16 protein-coding genes are annotated in these 17,438 nt (G+C 30.5%); 9 read left to right on the forward strand and 7 right to left on the reverse strand.

Features of this window, described 5'->3' with window-relative positions:
- Positions 1-54 precede the first annotated feature (54 nt).
- From Q0U66_RS01210 to Q0U66_RS01225, 4 genes are all read right to left on the reverse strand, one after another.
- Positions 55-363 (reverse strand): PTS sugar transporter subunit IIB, encoded by a 309-nt coding sequence (locus Q0U66_RS01210; protein ID WP_297376634.1) that lies wholly within the window; start codon positions 361-363, stop codon positions 55-57.
- A gap of 1 nt (position 364) precedes the next feature.
- Entirely contained in the window at positions 365-682 is a 318-nt protein-coding gene (locus Q0U66_RS01215; RefSeq protein WP_297376637.1) for a PTS lactose/cellobiose transporter subunit IIA, read from the reverse strand.
- 16 nt (positions 683-698) lie between these two features.
- The gene (locus tag Q0U66_RS01220; RefSeq protein ID WP_297376639.1) at positions 699-1,127 is read right to left on the reverse strand and encodes a DUF3284 domain-containing protein; all 429 of its coding nucleotides are present in this window, start codon (positions 1,125-1,127) and stop codon (positions 699-701) included.
- 160 nt (positions 1,128-1,287) lie between these two features.
- Positions 1,288-2,616 carry a PTS sugar transporter subunit IIC gene (locus tag Q0U66_RS01225; RefSeq protein WP_297376641.1) on the reverse strand — a complete coding sequence of 443 codons (1,329 nt, stop codon included), beginning with the start codon at positions 2,614-2,616 and terminating at the stop codon, positions 1,288-1,290.
- Between the two features lie 163 nt (positions 2,617-2,779).
- Here Q0U66_RS01225 and Q0U66_RS01230 point away from each other — a divergent pair, with 163 nt between their 5' ends.
- The 9 genes from Q0U66_RS01230 to Q0U66_RS01270 all read left to right on the forward strand — a co-directional run bounded on the left by Q0U66_RS01230 (position 2,780) and on the right by Q0U66_RS01270 (position 12,716).
- On the forward strand, positions 2,780-3,652 hold the full coding sequence (locus Q0U66_RS01230; protein WP_297376643.1) for an ROK family protein: 873 nt from the start codon (positions 2,780-2,782) through the stop codon (positions 3,650-3,652).
- Positions 3,653-3,686: 34 nt separating this feature from the next.
- Positions 3,687-5,582, forward strand: a complete 1,896-nt coding sequence (locus tag Q0U66_RS01235) for a BglG family transcription antiterminator (protein ID WP_297376645.1) — start codon at positions 3,687-3,689, stop codon at positions 5,580-5,582.
- A 125-nt stretch (positions 5,583-5,707) separates the two neighbouring features.
- A complete protein-coding gene (locus tag Q0U66_RS01240) occupies positions 5,708-6,031 on the forward strand; it encodes a PTS lactose/cellobiose transporter subunit IIA (RefSeq protein WP_297376647.1) in 324 nt (107 codons plus the stop codon).
- Positions 6,032-6,033: 2 nt separating this feature from the next.
- Positions 6,034-6,696: a hypothetical protein gene (locus Q0U66_RS01245; RefSeq protein WP_297376649.1), complete on the forward strand. Its 663-nt coding sequence runs from the start codon at positions 6,034-6,036 to the stop codon at positions 6,694-6,696.
- Positions 6,697-6,705: 9 nt separating this feature from the next.
- Entirely contained in the window at positions 6,706-8,010 is a 1,305-nt protein-coding gene (locus Q0U66_RS01250; RefSeq protein ID WP_297376651.1) for a PTS transporter subunit EIIC, read from the forward strand.
- Between the two features lie 24 nt (positions 8,011-8,034).
- Positions 8,035-9,201, forward strand: a complete 1,167-nt coding sequence (locus Q0U66_RS01255; protein WP_297376654.1) for a MupG family TIM beta-alpha barrel fold protein — start codon at positions 8,035-8,037, stop codon at positions 9,199-9,201.
- 333 nt (positions 9,202-9,534) lie between these two features.
- Positions 9,535-9,762 carry a glutaredoxin domain-containing protein gene (locus Q0U66_RS01260; protein WP_297376656.1) on the forward strand — a complete coding sequence of 76 codons (228 nt, stop codon included), beginning with the start codon at positions 9,535-9,537 and terminating at the stop codon, positions 9,760-9,762.
- 9 nt (positions 9,763-9,771) lie between these two features.
- On the forward strand, positions 9,772-11,022 hold the full coding sequence (locus tag Q0U66_RS01265) for a ribonucleotide-diphosphate reductase subunit beta (protein WP_297376658.1): 1,251 nt from the start codon (positions 9,772-9,774) through the stop codon (positions 11,020-11,022).
- A 17-nt stretch (positions 11,023-11,039) separates the two neighbouring features.
- Entirely contained in the window at positions 11,040-12,716 is a 1,677-nt protein-coding gene (locus Q0U66_RS01270; protein WP_297376660.1) for a ribonucleoside-diphosphate reductase subunit alpha, read from the forward strand.
- 432 nt (positions 12,717-13,148) lie between these two features.
- Here the strand turns inward: Q0U66_RS01270 and Q0U66_RS01275 are convergent, their stop codons facing one another.
- The 3 genes from Q0U66_RS01275 to Q0U66_RS01285 all read right to left on the reverse strand — a co-directional run bounded on the left by Q0U66_RS01275 (position 13,149) and on the right by Q0U66_RS01285 (position 17,199).
- The gene (locus Q0U66_RS01275; RefSeq protein ID WP_297376662.1) at positions 13,149-13,577 is read right to left on the reverse strand and encodes a hypothetical protein; all 429 of its coding nucleotides are present in this window, start codon (positions 13,575-13,577) and stop codon (positions 13,149-13,151) included.
- 165 nt (positions 13,578-13,742) lie between these two features.
- Positions 13,743-16,400 (reverse strand): pyruvate, phosphate dikinase, encoded by a 2,658-nt coding sequence (ppdK, locus tag Q0U66_RS01280; RefSeq protein ID WP_297376664.1) that lies wholly within the window; start codon positions 16,398-16,400, stop codon positions 13,743-13,745.
- A gap of 1 nt (position 16,401) precedes the next feature.
- Complete coding sequence (locus tag Q0U66_RS01285; protein ID WP_297376666.1) at positions 16,402-17,199, reverse strand: kinase/pyrophosphorylase; 798 nt, start codon at positions 17,197-17,199, stop codon at positions 16,402-16,404.
- Positions 17,200-17,438: the final 239 nt, after the last annotated feature.

Here is a 17,438-nt window from a genome sequence, read left to right on the forward strand (position 1 = left end):
TTTTAAGTTTCCTCGTCTTTTTTGTGTTTGGGACTTATGCAACAGCCCCTTTTATTATCCTTCAACTACTTTTTCGGCTTGTTGGAATACTTTTTCGCCATTCATCATGCCATAGTCTTGCATGCTTATTACATCAACCTTCAAATCAGGATGTTTTTCTTGGAATTGAGGTACTGAAAATCTAACTTGAGGACCAAATAAGACTACATCTACATCTTCATTTCCTACATATGCGTCAGCAGCATCTAAAGATACAGCTTCAATTTTAACATTTTTACCTTGACTTTCAGCATAAGATTTCATCTTTGTAACTAATAAGCTTGTACTCATACCAGCATTGCATACTAATAAGATACTCTCCATATTATTTCCTCCCTTCTTCCAATTTTTTGTATAGGTTAATAATTTGAACAGCTAAGTCTCTTGTAGTTAGTGAATTCATCAAGTGGTCTTGCGCATGAACCATAAGAAGACTTATTTCCACTGGTTGGCCAGTCATTTCTTGGCCAATTAATTTTGTTTGAATCTTATGTGCTTCTAAAAATGATTCCTTAGCTTCTTCAATGTATTCATCGGCTTTATCAAAATTTCCATTAGCAGCTTCGTTTATAGCTTCCATTGCTAATGATTTTGCATTACCACTATTAGAAATAAGTAGGGTAATGTCTTCTTCATATTTCATCGTGACCTCCAATATTTTAATTAATATTTTTGATGATTGCATCTAACAATCCATCTAATTTATTGTTCAATTTTTTTCTTAATAGAAATTCCATCAATTTTTGATTAATTTTGTTAAAGAAGGAATCGCTATTAAACTTTTCCTCATAAATGAATTTGACTGAATTATCATCAATTTTTTCGAGATTGTAACTAATTATATAATCTCCTCTGGATGTGTATACACTTGTCTCTAATGATTTATTTTCGATAAATTCTGTTATTTCAGCATTATTGAAAATATACTTGTTTTTATACCAGATTTTTTTTCTGTACTTAAGACCTTTTTTTATGTCAGATTTATTAAATTCATTATATCCATTAAATTCTAAATCCTTACAAACAAAGTCGATAAGAGAATTAAAAATATCTTCAGCCTTATGATTTAATATTTTTTCTGCCTTCATTTATTACTTCTTTCCTTTCCTATAAAGTAGATAAGAAAGTATCAATACACAAATCCCCATCAATAAAGTCACTATGTAATTTTCCTGAGTGGGAGACGTTGCAATTAAGAGAAATCCTATTCCTATAAGAAAAATATTCCATTTATTGTCCATTAGACTGTTATATTTCCTTATCTTCCATATTGTTTGCTAATATTACAAATGGAGTGTAAAGTACAACTGACAAGGCAACTAAAGCTAATGAAACAACTAAAGCAATCCAGTCACCACCTGTTGCTAAGAATGCGTATAGTCCTGGAGGTAATACCCAAGGAACAGCTGCTATTACAGGTCTAATTACACCAAGTGTAGTTAGTATGTATGCTATTGCAACTGAAATTGGTGGTACTATCAACCAAGGTATTGCATATACAGGGTTTAATACTATAGGTAAACCAAATGTAATTGGTTCGTTTATGTTAAACATACCCATTGGTGCGGCTAATTTTGCTACAGCTTTTGAATCTTCTCTTTTTGAGAATATAAAGATTGCAATTATTAGACCAATTGTTATACCAGATCCACCCATTTGTCCGAATGCATCGAAAGAACCTCTTGTCCAAATATATGGTAAATCTTTGATTCCTTCAGCACCATATTTCAAATAGTGTTCAGCGTTAGCTGTTGTTGCTGGTAAGTAAATACCATCCATGATAGGTGCTAATACGTTGTGTCCATGAATACCAAAGAACCAGAACAATTGTACTAAGAATGATAGTAAAATTACTGAAAATACACCTTGTGATAAACCCATTAAAGGAACTTGGATATATTTTGCAATAATATCATTCAATGGCATTTGTGCGTATGTATCTAATAAATATGCCACAACTGATGATGCATAAATAGCTACAACTGAAGGGATAATAGCAGCGAATGCTTTTGATACTGCAGGTGGTACTGAATCAGGTAATTTGATTGTAACCTTAGCTTGCATCAATTTTATGTAAATCATTGTTGAAATAAAACCAACAATTAATGCTGTAAATAATGCTGCAGATCCTGTATAATCTACATTAATTAATCCCCAGTTTGAAACTAATTCTTTTACCCCATTTATTTCTGCTTCAAAAGATGCAGTTTGAGGTATAAACACGATATATGATGATAAAGCTACTAGAGCCCCAGCAATTGGGTTTACATCATAATCTTTTGCTAAGTGGTAACCAAATGAAACGATAAATGCTAATGATATAATAGCAAATGATGCCCACCAAACAATTCCGTTTATATTGATTAACCACTGCATATTTTCAACGAAACCTGTCCATTTTGCTGCAGTTGGAAGGTCTCTAAAGAATACGTTTAGTAAAACTGCTACTGAACCAACCATTGTGATTGGCATAATAGCAATAAACGAATCTCTTATAGCAACTAGATGTCTTTGATTACCAATCTTAGCTGCTACTGGAATGAAATGAGTTTCCATCCATTTAATAATTTTATTCATAACTCCTCCTAATTGATACCATTTGGTATAATAGTAGGAATAGGATTTCATATCAATTATATAACTTTTATGTAAAATATTCAATTATGCTTATATAGCTATTTAGTAATAACTTAATAAAAGATTTATTATAGTATTGTTTGATCATAATGTTATAATAAGTATGAGAAAGGAGCTTTTTATGTATGGTGCGATAGAAGCTGGTGGAACTAAATTTGTCTTAGCCGTAGCTGACGAAAATTTAAATATATTAGATAAAAACGTTATAGCAACTAGGAATCCTGAATCTACGATGAGAGATGTTTTCAATTTTTTTGATTCCTATAAAAACTTAAAATCAATTGGAATAGGATCATTTGGTCCAATAGATGTTGTTAAGTCTTCAAAAACTTATGGATATATAACTAGTACACCTAAAAAAGGTTGGAGAAACTTTAACTTCCTTGGAAGCATGAAAGACAGATATCAAATCCCTATTGCTTTTACCACAGATGTCAATGCTGCTTGCTTAGGAGAAAATATACTAGGAAGTGGTAAGGGGCTATCATCATGCTTGTATTTAACTGTAGGCACAGGAGTAGGTGGGGGAGCCATAGTGAATGGTGAATTTGTCGAAGGATTTGGACATCCAGAAATGGGGCATATACTTATTAAAAAAGATGCGTCTGATGATTTCGAAGGAGTTTGTCCTTATCATCGTTCATGTTTAGAAGGTTTAGTATCTGGCCCTAGTTTACAAGCTAGGTATGGACTGGAAGGAAAAGATATAGAAAAAGACCATGAAATATGGAATATATTAGGAAATTACCTTGCCCAAGCTTTGGTGAACTATACTTTGATTTTAAGGCCAGAGATAATTATATTAGGTGGCGGAGTAATGAAACAAGACCAATTATTTGAAAGTATTAAATATAATTTTGAAAAAATGATAAATAATTATGTTACTTACCCTGATGTAGACAAATACATAGTAAAGCCAAGCTTAGGGGATGAGGCAGGTATAATGGGAGCTCTTTTGTTAGCGGAGAGGGAATAAAAAATAATTTTTTGAATATGTAATTAGGTGAATTATGAACGATAGACAAAAAAACATATTAAAAGAATTGATAAATAAAGAATATAAATTAGTAGAATTAGCTGATATCTTGGGAGTATCTGACAGGACAATAAGAAATGATATAAAATCATTAAATGAATTTTTAAAAAAATATGATTCTGAAATTATCATAAAAGATAGAAAATGTATATTTTTAACTTCTAATAATTTTTTTGTAACGAAACTAAAAAAGGATTTAATCTATCCTAAAAAATATAATTTTAATGAGCCAAAAGATAGAATAGTTTATTTGAAATTAAAATATTTATTTGCGGATAACTATATTAAACTAGATGATATTATAGATGAGTTATTTGTAAGTAAGTCTACAATTCAAAACGATCTTATTGAAGTTAAAAATGATTTAAGTTATTATAACTTAAATTTTGATTATAAACCTAATCACGGAATGAAAATAGTGGGTAAAGAATTTGATATAAGAAAAGCTATATCTGACTTGATATATAATACCACTAATGCATACAAGATGATGCGTTTTAGAGAAGAATTATTTAATTTTGATAAAGTTGAAATAAATACTATTCATAATATTGTAGTACAAAATATTTCTAATACAGATACTCAACTATCAGATCTAGACCTATATAATTTAACTATGCATCTGGCAATATCTATGAAGAGAATAGAGAAAGGTATACACATTAATCAAATTATTTCAAAGGGATTTTCTAACAATAAAGAGCATATTATAACAAAATCAATTATTTATGATTTAGAAAAGGAATTTAATATAAAATTTCCAGAAGAGGAATTATATTATATAACTATGCATTTAATGGGAACAAGATTAATATATAGTGATATTGAAGAAGATACTATGAATGAACTTGAAATGAATGAACTAGTATCTGATTTAATAATTAGTGTTGAAAAAACTTTAGAAATTAACTTGTCGGATGATACAGAACTTTTCTACGGGATTTTAACACATTTGTATCCAGCTATTTATAGGATGAAAAATAATATGAAAATAAGAAATCCTCTTTTAAATTCTATAAAAAATAATTATTCAAATATTTTTAGTGCATGTTTGAATTCTTGCAAAGAAATAGAGGATTCATTTAATATTAAATTAAATGAAGACGAGATTGGCTATCTTACTATTCACTTTGGGGCTGCAATAGAAAGATTAAATTTAGAGAACCCAAAGCTTAGAGTACTTATTATTTGCACTACTGGATTAGCAAGTTCTCAGTTATTAACCTATAAAATAAAAAACAGATTTAGTAACAAAATATCTATAATAGGTACAACCCAATATTATAATTTAAGTGAATATAATGTTAATGACTATGATTTGATTATATCAACTATAGCCTTTAACAATAAAACATCTAAGCCTCATATTGTTATTTCAGATATATTTGATGAAAATAGCTTTACTGAATTAAACAAATACTTGGAAAAATTTGATAATGAAGAAAAAAATGTATATTTAAATCCTGATGATATACATCTAAATATTGATTTTAAAAATAAAGAAGAGTTAATAAAGTACTTATGTTTTGAATTAAATATTGACGAATGCGAAAAGAGTATACTATATGAATCAATATTAGAAAGAGAAAAAATATCTGACACTGATTATGGTAAGATGGTGGCAATACCACATCCTATAAAACCTATTACTGAGGAAACATTTATTAGTTTAGGAATTCCTAAAAATGGTATCAATTGGGGTAAGAATGATGTAAGAATTATTATCTTATTATCCATAGGAAAAAATGAATCTAGAAATTTAGAAGACTTATATGTAAAACTGCTTAAAATACTAGATGATGATAATTATTTAAATCTAATATTGGAAAGTAATGATAAAAAACAAATATATAAATTATTGAATTTTTAAGAGCTTAATACAAGCTCTTTTTTTTATAATATTTTTTTTCATAGAAAATGAAAAAGATTACATTAACAAATTTAGAATTTCATTTAATAATATAATTAAATGATGATTATTTAGAGGGAGGGAGTATGAAAGATTCATTTACTTATGAAGATATAATAATGACAATAATAGCCCAATCAGGGGAAGCAAGAACATATTCTATGGAAGCTATAAAAAAAGCTAAAACAAATGTATTTGATATTGCTGAAGAATATTTAAAAAAGGCGAACGATTGTTTTTTAGAAGCACATAAAGTTCAAACGCAAATGATACAAGATGAAATTAACAATAAAAAACATGAAGTAACACTTCTAATGGTTCATGCACAAGATCATTTAATGAACGCTATGACTGTTAGAGAGCTGGCAGAAGAAATTATTTCATTACATAAAAGACTTCAAAAGGATTAAACTTGAAAAAAATTTTAATCATATGTTCAGCAGGAATGTCAAGTTCTCTGATAACAAGAAAATTAAATGAAAAATTTAATATAGAAAAATTAAATTTTATTGTAGAATCCACTTATTTATCTGAAAAGAATAGTATTGAAGATAGGTGTTATGATTTAATTTTGATAAGTCCACAAATTAAAAGATATCGACAAACAATTATTGAAAATATAAAATTTGACAATTATATTTGTTTCGATATTCCAAGTGATCTATATACATTGACTGATGAAGCGGTCAATGGGTTGAGTGAATTAATTATGAATAATTTATGTTCGAATGAACAAAGTTATAAAAAAAATATAATAAATAAAAATCAAAAAGGAGGTAGTATGAAAATTTTGTTAGTATGTGCTGGTGGTTTTTCAACTAGTATATTGGTAAATAAAGTCGAAAAATGGGGGAAAGAAAACAACCAGGATATTGAAATACAAGCTGTGGGTAAATCAGCATATAGTGATGTTTGGGAAAAATATGATTGTATACTTTTAGGACCACAAATTGGATTTGCTAAAGATGAAATACAATCAAACGTATCAATACCAGTAGAAAATATTGAGCCTATGGTCTACGCTTTAGGTGATGCGGAAGCAATTGTTGAACAAGCTAAATCAATTATTAAGTAGGAGGATAACATGCAAGAAGGATTAAGGAAGTTTGCTAATAGTAAATTTATTGAAGGATTAAGGAAATTAAGTGAGAAATTTACAAATAGTCCAGCTATGAGTACTATATCTACAGGTATGTCATCAAATATGGGGATTATTCTGTTAGGTGCTGTAATACAGATAATAGTTGCTTTAGCAGGATTAGTATTTAAAATAACACCAGAAGATAGAATATATCAGTTACTATATATGCCATATCACTACACTATGGGAATTATAGCTATATTTATGGCGTTTTCATTAGCTTATAACTATACTATTAAAATTAAAGCTGGATCACCTATACAAGCAGGATTTATTTCTATAATTTGCTATCTTATAATTGCAGCACCTATTCAAACTGTTTCAAATGAATCAGGATCAATGAGTGTAATAAATATAAATAATCTTGGAGCACAAGGTCTATTTATTGCTATATTAGTAAGTTTAATTTCAGTAAGGATTACAAAATTTGCATTAGATAAAAACTTAGTTATAAAAATGCCTGATGCAGTACCAACAGGTGTTATAGAAGGATTTAACGCTATTATACCAGGAGCTATTAATATTATATTTTGGTATGGACTAACTTTATTAATAGGATATTTGTCTGGTGGCGCATATACATTATCTAGCTTAATTGTTGCAGTTTTAAGTTATCCTGTTAAATATTTAGTAAGCCCACTAGGTATGGTTGTGATAATTTTACTAGCTCAATTTTTCTGGTTTTTTGGAATACATGGTACAACAGTAATATTTTCTGTTATGTTAGTTCCATTAATAACAGCATATACTACAAACTCAGAATTGGCAGCACAAGGCTTACCTTTGGTATTTAGTTCTGTGTTTTTATTCGGAGCTAACGGTGTAGTAGGTGGGGCTGGTAATACCTTACCTTTAGTCTTAATGGGGTTGAAGAGTGAATCAAAGCAAATAAAAGCAGTATCAAAGGCGTCACTTATACCTAGTTTCTTTAACATAAATGAACCTGTAATATTTGGTTTTCCGATAATGTATAATCCTATACTATTAATTCCATTCTTATTAGCACCGATTGTCTATATGGGATTCTTATGGTTAGCATATCACTTTAATTTAATTGCTTTACCTCATATATTAATTTTCTCTATTTTACCAATGGGGCTAAATACATTTATGCCAACACTAGATTGGAGAAATGCAATAATGCCTTTCTTAATGATACCTGTAATGTGGCTAGTTTGGTATCCATTCTTCAAAATATATGAAAAAGAGTTAATTGAAAAAGAATTATCAGAACAAGAACATAAATAGAAAAGTAAAAAGAAAGGAGAAAATATGTCACACACATTAGGAATATCAGTATATCCAGATTTAAGACCCTTAGATGAAATAAAAGAATATATAAAACTTGCTTCAAAATATGGATTCAAGAGAATATTTTCAAGTATGTTTTCAGTTGAAGGAAGCAAGGAGGAAGTTTTAGATTATTTTAGAGAATTAATTGAATATGCCCATGAATATAATATGGAAGTGGACCTAGATGTAAATCCAGGACTATTCAAAAGACTTGGTGCTTCAGAAGATGATCTATCAGTTTTTGCCGATATTAAGGTTGATGTCTTAAGAATGGATCTTAGTTATGGTGGGGAAAAAGATTATCAACTAGTAAAAAATCCTTATGGTATTAAAATAGAATTTAATTCTTCTCCAAAAATTGTAAAAGGACTAGTTGATGCAGGTGCCAAAGGCGATGAATTTATGGTATGCCATAACTTTTATCCTCAAAGATATACTGGACTTAGTTGGAATAGTTTTTTAGAAAAAAATAAAGAAATGAAGGAACTAACAAATGTAAATATAGGTGCCTTTGTAAGTTCTAATAATACCGAAACTCATGGGGTATGGGATTCGAAAGATGGCTTGCCAACTGTTGAGAGATTAAGAGGTCTACCAATAGACTTACATGCTAGGGTTCTATTAGCAACTGGCATGGTAAATGATATTCTAATTGGAAATGCCTATGCTACAGAAGAGGAACTAAAAGCCTTATCAGAAGTAGTTAAAGATGATAACATAAACACTGAAAGACCAATATTAAAGATGTTGGTTGAAACTGGAACTATTAATCTAGATCAGTTAAAGGTAATAAGACTTAAACCTGAAATTTGCCCTGACATATCTGAAACAGAAAAATCTGTTATATTTGATTTTGAACCTCACATGTCTTTAGGAGATAATTCAGAATGGATGTGGAGATCAAGAATGTCAAGATTAGATCCTGACTTAGTTATAGAACCTAGAAAATATGATAAAGAGTATTTCGAAGTAGGCTCTATAGTTATTGTTAATGACAATTATAAACACTATTCTGGAGAAGTTCAGATAGTTAAAGAACCTATGGAAAATGATGGTGAAAGAAACTATATAGGTAAAATTTCAGAAGAAGAAAAAATAATGCTAGAATTATTGGATGATATAAGTATTGTAAAATTTTTGAAGTAAGATGATAAAGAGACCCTGAGGGGTCTTTTTATTTGTTACAAAATCTTATTAATTTAATTTAAAATCTATATACAAACCAAAAAATATATATACAAAATAACCAAGAGATTAACGACTATAAAATGGTTAATAATTTATATATACACTCATTATTCATTTGACAAATTCATGATTAGAGAACTATATATTGTATTACTTGTAATATTGCAACACTATATAGGCTTTATTTCTGAAATCTATTAATATATAATATAGTTAGTTTTAATTTGCTTATAGTTCATTTTTTGGTTAGTATTATATAATAATAATGTAAAAAATAGAAAGGGTGAAGTGATGTCTAAAGAGATTAATTTATATACCAATACAGGTTGTAGTAAATGCAAAATGTTAAAGAGATGGCTTGAAATGAAGGGTATATCTTACCAAGAGTTAAATATAGGTGAAGACGATAAGGCCCGTCAAAACTTGATAAATAAAGGATATAGACAACTTCCTCAAATTGAAATTGATGGAGAAATAGTTGAATTTGCAGAATATAATGATATCTTAGAACACATTTAGGAGTTTGTAATGATAAAGACTGTTGTTAAAAGAAATGGTGAAGTGGTTGATTTTAATAAAGAAAAAATTATTATAGCAATTACCAAGGCTAACCATGAAACCGAAGAAATGACTACTCAAGATATACTTGATAGTGCTAACCAAGTGGTAGAAGCTTTTGACCAAGATAGCGTAGATGTTGAAACCATCCAAGACAAGGTTGAAGAAGTATTGATGCTTAATAAGCATACCCGTACTGCTAAGGAATATATCCTATATAGGGAAGAAAGAAAAAATGAAAGAAAAAGAGATATATTTAAGCCTAGAAAAAATTTAAAGCCATATGAATATCCAGAGTTAGAAGCTTACAAAGAAGCTATTCAACATTCATACTGGTTGCATACAGAGTACAACTATACTTCTGACATTCAAGATTATAAGGTAAATGTTGAAAGTCACGAAAGAACAGCTATTAAAAACTCTATGCTTGCTATAGCTCAAATTGAAGTAGATGTTAAAGAATTTTGGGGAGACTTATATAAGAGACTTCCAAAACCTGAGCTTGCTAATGTTGGCCATACTTTTGCTGAATCAGAAGTTAGACATAGTGATGCCTATGCTCATTTACTAGAAATCTTGGGATTAAATAATGAATTTGAAAAGATAGAAGAAATACCAGCCTTAAATAGACGTGTTAACTATTTAAGGAAACACAATGAATACGCAAGGACTGGAAATGATAGAGACTATGCTATTGCTATACTTTTATTCTCTGCATTTATAGAACACATATCATTATTTAGTCAATTCTTAATCATAATGTCATTTAACAAGTATAAAAACCTATTTAGGGGTATTTCAAATGCTATCGAAGCTACATCCAAAGAAGAACAACTTCATGGAGAGTTCGGTGTAGACCTAATAAATACTATCAGAGAAGAAAGACCAAAATGGTTTGACGATGACATGGCTAAAGATATTTACGACCTAGTGAATGAAGCTTATGAATCAGAGCATGAAGTATTGGACTGGATTTTTGAAGAGGGTGATTTAGATTTCATGCCAAGATATACAGTAGAAGAGTTTATAAAAAATAGACTAAATAATTCTTTAGAAGCAATAGGTTTAGAAAGAATATTTGAAGTAGATGAAAAAGAAGTAGAGAAAACAGACTGGTTTGACGATGAAGTTGTTGCAACGAAACACGTTGACTTCTTCGAAAAGAGATCTGTTAACTATACTAAGAGATCAAGAAGCATCACAGCAGACGATCTATTTTAATCATTAGGGGAGATAAAGTGAGAAAAGATTTTTATTGGTTGACCGACAATAGCCGCCTATTCTTAAGCCGTGGCTATTTAGGTGAAGGACAAACAGCTGAAGAAAGATTGAGACAAATAGCAGAAGTAGCTGAAAGCAAATTAGGAATTGAAGGCTTTGCTGACAAGTTTTATGGTTACCTAGGTAAGGGATATTACTCCTTATCCACTCCAGTATGGACAAATTTTGGAAATAATAGGGGACTTCCAATTTCATGTTTTGGATCCTATATTTCTGATGACATGGGTGGAATCCTATATTCATCAAGTGAAGTTGGAATGATGTCAAAATATGGTGGAGGTACTTCAGGTTACTTCGGAGATGTTAGAGGTAGAGGGGAGCCGATAACTAACAATGGTGTATCCTCAGGAGCTGTTCACTTTATGAAGCTTTTTGAACAAATGACTGATACTGTAAGCCAAGGTTCTGCTAGACGTGGACGCTTTGCCCCATACCTACCAATCGACCACCCAGACATAGATGAATTTTTAGAAATAGGTACCGAAGGTAATGAAATCCAAAATCTTAACCATGGGGTAACAGTATCTGATGAATGGCTATTAGGTATGATAGGTGGAGATGCGGATAAAAGAAGAACATGGGCTAAGTTACTTCAAAGACGTGTTGAAATGGGATATCCATATATATTCTTCACCGATACAGTAAACAACAACAAGCCTGAATGGTATAAGGATTATCCTATCACACATTCTAACTTATGTTCAGAAATCGCCTTGCCAAACAACGAAGAATGGTCATTTGTATGTAACCTATCTTCTATGAATGCCTTACATTTTGATGAATGGAAGGATACTGATGCTGTAGAGACTATGATATTTTTCCTAGATGCAGTAATGGATGATTTCTTAGAAAAATTAGAAAATTTAAGAGATTCTGACCATAGGGAAGACCAAGATGCCTTTTATTTCATGAGAAAGGCCTATAAATTCGCTTTAGAGAATAGAGCTTTAGGTTTAGGTGTCTTAGGATGGCACTCACTATTACAATCTAAAATGATAGCTTTTGAATCAGTAGAAGCAAGTCTATTAAATGAAAGCTTATTTAAAACTATAAGAGACCAAGCAGAAGAAGCTAGCCAAAAATTAGCTGAAAAATATGGTGAACCAAAGATGTTAAAGGGCAAGGGAAGAAGAAATACTACCCTAATGGCTGTTGCACCAACTACATCTTCAGCTTTTATCTTGGGACAAACATCCCAATCAATAGAACCAATTTGGTCAAATAACTATGTAAAAGACGTATCAAAAGCTAAAGTTACTGTACAAAACCCATACTTGAAAGAAGTATTGAAGAAATACGGTAAAGATGAAAGAGAAGTTTGGATAGACATAAGAAATCATGATGGATCTGTACAACATTTAGATTTCTTGACAGACCATGAAAGAGATGTATTTAAGACCTTCTCAGAAATAAACCAATTTGAAGTTATAAACCAAGCAAGTGTAAGACAGAGATATATAGACCAAGGACAATCATTAAACATAATGGTTAATCCAAAAACTTCTGCAAAAGAATTAAACGATTTACACCTATATGCATGGGAAAATGGAATAAAAACCTTATACTACCAACATTCAACAAATGCAGCACAAAAGTTCTATCAAACTTCAGTTTGCTTAGCTTGTGAAGCTTAATAAATAATTTATGGTGGTGTTTCTATTGTTTTGCACTATCACAAAAAGTTGAGTTTATACCAGAGACATTTAGAAATATTTGTCTCTGGTGTTTTTGTGCAATATTTTCTTAAAAGGAAATCGTAGCTATGTTGCATTTAATTTTCTAGATGATGTGAATAAGTTTTAAAATCATATTTTGAAATCTATACTTACAAAAATAAAAGAATTGTAAGTATTAAAACTATTTTTTAAATTTAAAACTTATTTGCTAAGCATAGAATAAGTATTATATCCGCTTTTTGAAATCTATACTTACAAAAATTAGAATATTGTAAGTATAAAAATCACTTTTCAAATTTAAAACTTATTTGGTCCTAAGCCTTACCAATCTTCACATACAAAAAAGTTGTTGCGAATTTTTATTTTCGCAACAACTCAATTTTGTCTATTTTACTTGTCTATGAAATCAAATCTTTTTCTTAGCAAAATATATGAACCAATGTAATCAAGAGATTTCAATATAGAGCCTAAAAGGGCCTTGCCCAATGAATTATTGTTAATTTCATAGTTTGCTAAAAAATATACAGTAAAGTAGACTACAATAAAATCTAAAATTATACAAAATATAAAATCAGATTTATAGAGACGTCTTTGCTTATCATCTTCAAATTTTGGCTTAATTATTATATCGAAATTATACACGATTAAATATGTGATAACCGCATAACTAATAGGTTTAACCATAAAAGTGATTAATATAACATTATTTACTGTCATACTAGAATAAAGCCAAAAATAAATAATAGATAATATTATAATATTAAATAATGTTGTAGTTATAAATAAATAATCTACAAACTTGTTATACTTATTATTCATAGCAATCTCCTTAGTTTATACTAGGTAAAATATAATCTATTTGAGAATATTTCTACTTTAATTAAATTATATGATAAAAAAAAACAATTTCAACTAAATATAAAGATAATAAACAATAAAAGTGGATGCTTAGAATATCTAAACATCCACTTTTGAATTTTGTTCCTATAAACTTTCAACCAATCTTGTCATTTTATGTTGTCTGTCTCTAATTGTTTTTTGAGCAGCTGACAATCTTGAGATTGGAACTCTAAATGGAGAACATGATACATAGTCTAAACCTAAGTCATCACAGAATGCTACTGAACTTGGTTCACCACCGTGTTCACCACAGATACCTAAGTGTAGGTTTTTTCTTGTTCTCTTACCTAATTTAACTGCGTTAGCCATTAATTGACCAACACCTTTTTGGTCGATAACTTGGAATGGATCTTTTTCAAAGATACCATCATCTAGGTATTGAGATAAGAATTTACCAGCGTCGTCTCTTGAGAATCCGTAGGTCATTTGTGTTAAGTCGTTTGTACCAAATGAGAAGAATTCTGCTATTTCAGCAATTTCATCAGCTAATAAAGTAGCTCTTGGTATTTCAATCATAGTACCGATATGGTAGTTTAATGTAATACCTGTTTCTTCAAATATTTGTTCAATTTCTTTTCTTATTGAATCTGTAACAACCTTAAGTTCTCTTGGGTCACCTGCTAGAGGGATCATTATTTCTGGTTCTACTTCTACACCTAATTCTTTGCTTACTCTTAATGCAGCTCTAATAATTGCTCTAGCTTGCATTTGGTAAATTTCTGGGAAGGTGATAGCAAGTCTTAAACCTCTATGACCAAGCATTGGGTTAACTTCATGCAATTCATCGATAGCTTTCTTTTGTTCAAGGATTGTTACACCTAATTCATCAGCTACGATTGCTATTTCTTCATCAGTATGTGGTAAGAATTCATGTAGAGGTGGGTCTAATAGACGTACTGTTACATTTTTATCTTCCATTACCTTGTAGATTTCGTAGAAGTCATTTTCTTGGATTGGTTCTATCTTAGCTAAAGCTTTTTCTCTTTGTTCTTTTGTGCTTGCTAAAATCATTTCTCTAACAGCGTTGATCCTATCTTCAGCAAAGAACATGTGCTCTGTTCTACATAGACCGATACCTTCAGCTCCTAAGTCTAAAGCTTGTTGAGCATCATGTGGAGTATCAGCGTTTGCTCTAACTTTTAATCTTCTATTTTCATCTGCCCATTCCATAAATTTAGCAAATTTACCTGTTAATTCTGGATCTTGAGTTTCTATTTGACCATGGTAAATATTACCTGTTGAACCATCAAGTGAAATCATGTCGCCTTCACCTAATACTAAATCACCAATTGTAACTGTTTTTTCTTTTTCATTGATGTGTACTTCGTGAGCTCCGGCTACACAACATTTACCCATACCTCTTGCTACAACAGCTGCGTGAGATGTCATACCACCACGAGATGTTAAAATACCTTTAGCAGAGTCCATACCTTGTAAGTCTTCTGGGGATGTTTCTGTACGTGCTAAGATTACAGGTTCTTCTTTAGCATTTCTTAATGTAGCATCACCAGCTGAGAATGAAATATATCCGGTTGCTGCACCAGGAGATGCTGCCAAACCTCTAGCTACTGGTGTTGCTTTTGATAAAGCTTCTTGGTTGAAGGTAGGGTGTAGTAATTGGTCTAAGTCATTTGGATTGATCATCATCAATGCTTCTTCCTTAGTTCTTAATCCTTCTTCAACTAAGTCTACAGCAATATTTATAGCTGCTTGAGCTGTTCTCTTACCATTTCTTGTTTGTAAAATGTATAGGGTACCATCATCAATAGTAAATTCTAAGTCTTGCATGTCCCTATAGTGTTGCTCTAATCTTTCACCTGTTTCGTGGAATTGTTTATAGATTTCAGGCATTTGTTTTTCTAATTCTGAAATATGACTTGGTGTTCTTATACCAGCAACAACGTCTTCACCTTGTGCGTTAATTAGGTATTCACCATAAAGAATATTTTCACCTGTGGATGGGTCTCTTGTAAAGGCAACACCTGTACCAGAGTTGTCACCACCGTTACCAAATACCATTGTTTGTACGTTTACTGCTGTACCTAGATCGTGAGCTATGTCATTCATATTTCTATAGTATATAGCTCTTTCGTTGTTCCATGATTTAAATACAGCTGCTACAGCATCTAATAATTGTTGTTCAGGGTCTTGAGGGAAATCATGACCTGTTTCTTTTTTGTATAATTCTTTATATCTTCTTACAACTTCTTTTAGATGGTCTGCTGGTATATCTTTGTCTAATTCTACTCCAGCTTTTTCTCTTTCATCAGCTAAAATTTCTTCGAATTTTTCAGCATCTAATCCCTTAGATACGTCAGAGAACATTTGAATAAATCTTCTATATGAATCGTAAGCAAATCTTGGGTTTCCTGTATGTTCTGCCAAACCTTCAACTGAAACATCTGTTAAACCTAAGTTTAATACAGTGTCCATCATACCAGGCATGGATACAACAGCACCTGATCTTACTGAGAATAGTAGAGGATTGGTATCATCACCAAATTTTTTACCTACTTTTTCTTCAGTTTTCTTGATGTTAGCTTCTATTTCTTTTACTAAATCGTCCCAAAGTTGTTCGCTTTCGTCATAGTATCTGATACAAGCTTCAGTAGATACTGTAAAACCAAATGGTACATTTATTCCTAGCCTGGTCATTTCAGCTAAGTTAGCACCCTTACCCCCTAGGAGGGTTCTCATATCTTTGTTACCTTCATCAAAACTATAAACATATTTCTTCGCCATCTTATTTTGACCCCTTTCTTGTTTCCATAATATTTTTTATTTTTTCAGAAGTTTCTTCTATCGACATATGAGTTACATCGAAATGTGTACATCCAAGTTTATCTATAACATTTTTAGTATATTCCAATTCTTGTAGAACTCTTTCCATATCAGCATATCCAGAATCGTGAGGTATACCCAAAGATTTCACACGTTCCTTTCTTATTTCTACCAACCTATCTGGGTTGATAGTTAGGCAAATAATGTTTTCAGGATCTATTTGAAAAATTTCTTGGGGTAGCTCTATTTCTGGAACCAAGGGAAGGTTGCTTACCTTGTATCCTAGGTTCGACATGTAAATAGATAGGGGAGTTTTAGATGTCCTAGAAACTCCAAGTATCACTATGTCTGCTTCTAAAATAGACTGAGGATTGGAACCATCGTCATTTAAAATAGCGAAGTCAACAGGGTTATTTTCCAAGCTATTTTTAATTACAAGTTCAATTTCTTCTCCCTGGCTTATTTTAGAAAATACGCTAGATAAGAATTTGTATACAAGATGGTAGACATCTAAATGTTTAATATCTTTTTCTATACACTGATTCTTCGTATACTCGGCCATTAAATTGTCCTCGAAAGCATAGTATAAAATTTGGTCGTCATTATAAAAGTCAAAAGAATGCAAGTCTTTAATATCATTGACCTTATCGAATATTTTGATATTCGTTTGCTCTTCTTGTAAAAAGAAATTTTGTATTAAAATATTATTCAATGTCTTTGAATTTATATCTGACAATACCCAAACCTTTTCATTATACATTTCAAACTCCAAAATTAATATCCTTATAATTAGTATTATAACAAAATTTATTAATTTGTCTATAAAAAATGAAAAAATGATAACTTTTTCATAATATCATTAATCTTTGGTTAAAGTATTTATTTATTTTACTTAAATTAAATAAAAGTAAAAAAGAAAAAGGATTTCATATCATATAAAAAATGCTAAATAATGGCTTAAATAAAAGTATTGGAAACCAGCTAGTTTTCTTGACTATA

The sequence above is a fragment of the uncultured Helcococcus sp. genome (assembly GCF_946998255.1).
Lineage (GTDB): Bacteria > Bacillota > Clostridia > Tissierellales > Peptoniphilaceae > Helcococcus.

Excerpts from the sequence above, each read along its gene's own strand:
- Q0U66_RS01230 (WP_297376643.1), top strand. The coding sequence starts at position 2,780 with ATGAGAAAGGAGCTTTTTATGTATGGTGCGATAGAAGCTGGTGGAACT.
- Q0U66_RS01250 (WP_297376651.1), top strand. The coding sequence starts at position 6,706 with ATGCAAGAAGGATTAAGGAAGTTTGCTAATAGTAAATTTATTGAAGGA.
- Q0U66_RS01260 (WP_297376656.1), top strand. The coding sequence starts at position 9,535 with ATGTCTAAAGAGATTAATTTATATACCAATACAGGTTGTAGTAAATGC.
- Q0U66_RS01265 (WP_297376658.1), top strand. The coding sequence starts at position 9,772 with ATGATAAAGACTGTTGTTAAAAGAAATGGTGAAGTGGTTGATTTTAAT.
- Q0U66_RS01255 (WP_297376654.1), top strand. The coding sequence starts at position 8,035 with ATGTCACACACATTAGGAATATCAGTATATCCAGATTTAAGACCCTTA.
- Q0U66_RS01285 (WP_297376666.1), bottom strand. The coding sequence starts at position 17,199 with ATGTATAATGAAAAGGTTTGGGTATTGTCAGATATAAATTCAAAGACA.
- Q0U66_RS01275 (WP_297376662.1), bottom strand. The coding sequence starts at position 13,577 with ATGAATAATAAGTATAACAAGTTTGTAGATTATTTATTTATAACTACA.
- Q0U66_RS01225 (WP_297376641.1), bottom strand. The coding sequence starts at position 2,616 with ATGAATAAAATTATTAAATGGATGGAAACTCATTTCATTCCAGTAGCA.
- Q0U66_RS01240 (WP_297376647.1), top strand. The coding sequence starts at position 5,708 with ATGAAAGATTCATTTACTTATGAAGATATAATAATGACAATAATAGCC.
- ppdK (WP_297376664.1), bottom strand. The coding sequence starts at position 16,400 with ATGGCGAAGAAATATGTTTATAGTTTTGATGAAGGTAACAAAGATATG.
- Q0U66_RS01235 (WP_297376645.1), top strand. The coding sequence starts at position 3,687 with ATGAACGATAGACAAAAAAACATATTAAAAGAATTGATAAATAAAGAA.
- Q0U66_RS01220 (WP_297376639.1), bottom strand. The coding sequence starts at position 1,127 with ATGAAGGCAGAAAAAATATTAAATCATAAGGCTGAAGATATTTTTAAT.
- Q0U66_RS01210 (WP_297376634.1), bottom strand. The coding sequence starts at position 363 with ATGGAGAGTATCTTATTAGTATGCAATGCTGGTATGAGTACAAGCTTA.
- Q0U66_RS01215 (WP_297376637.1), bottom strand. The coding sequence starts at position 682 with ATGAAATATGAAGAAGACATTACCCTACTTATTTCTAATAGTGGTAAT.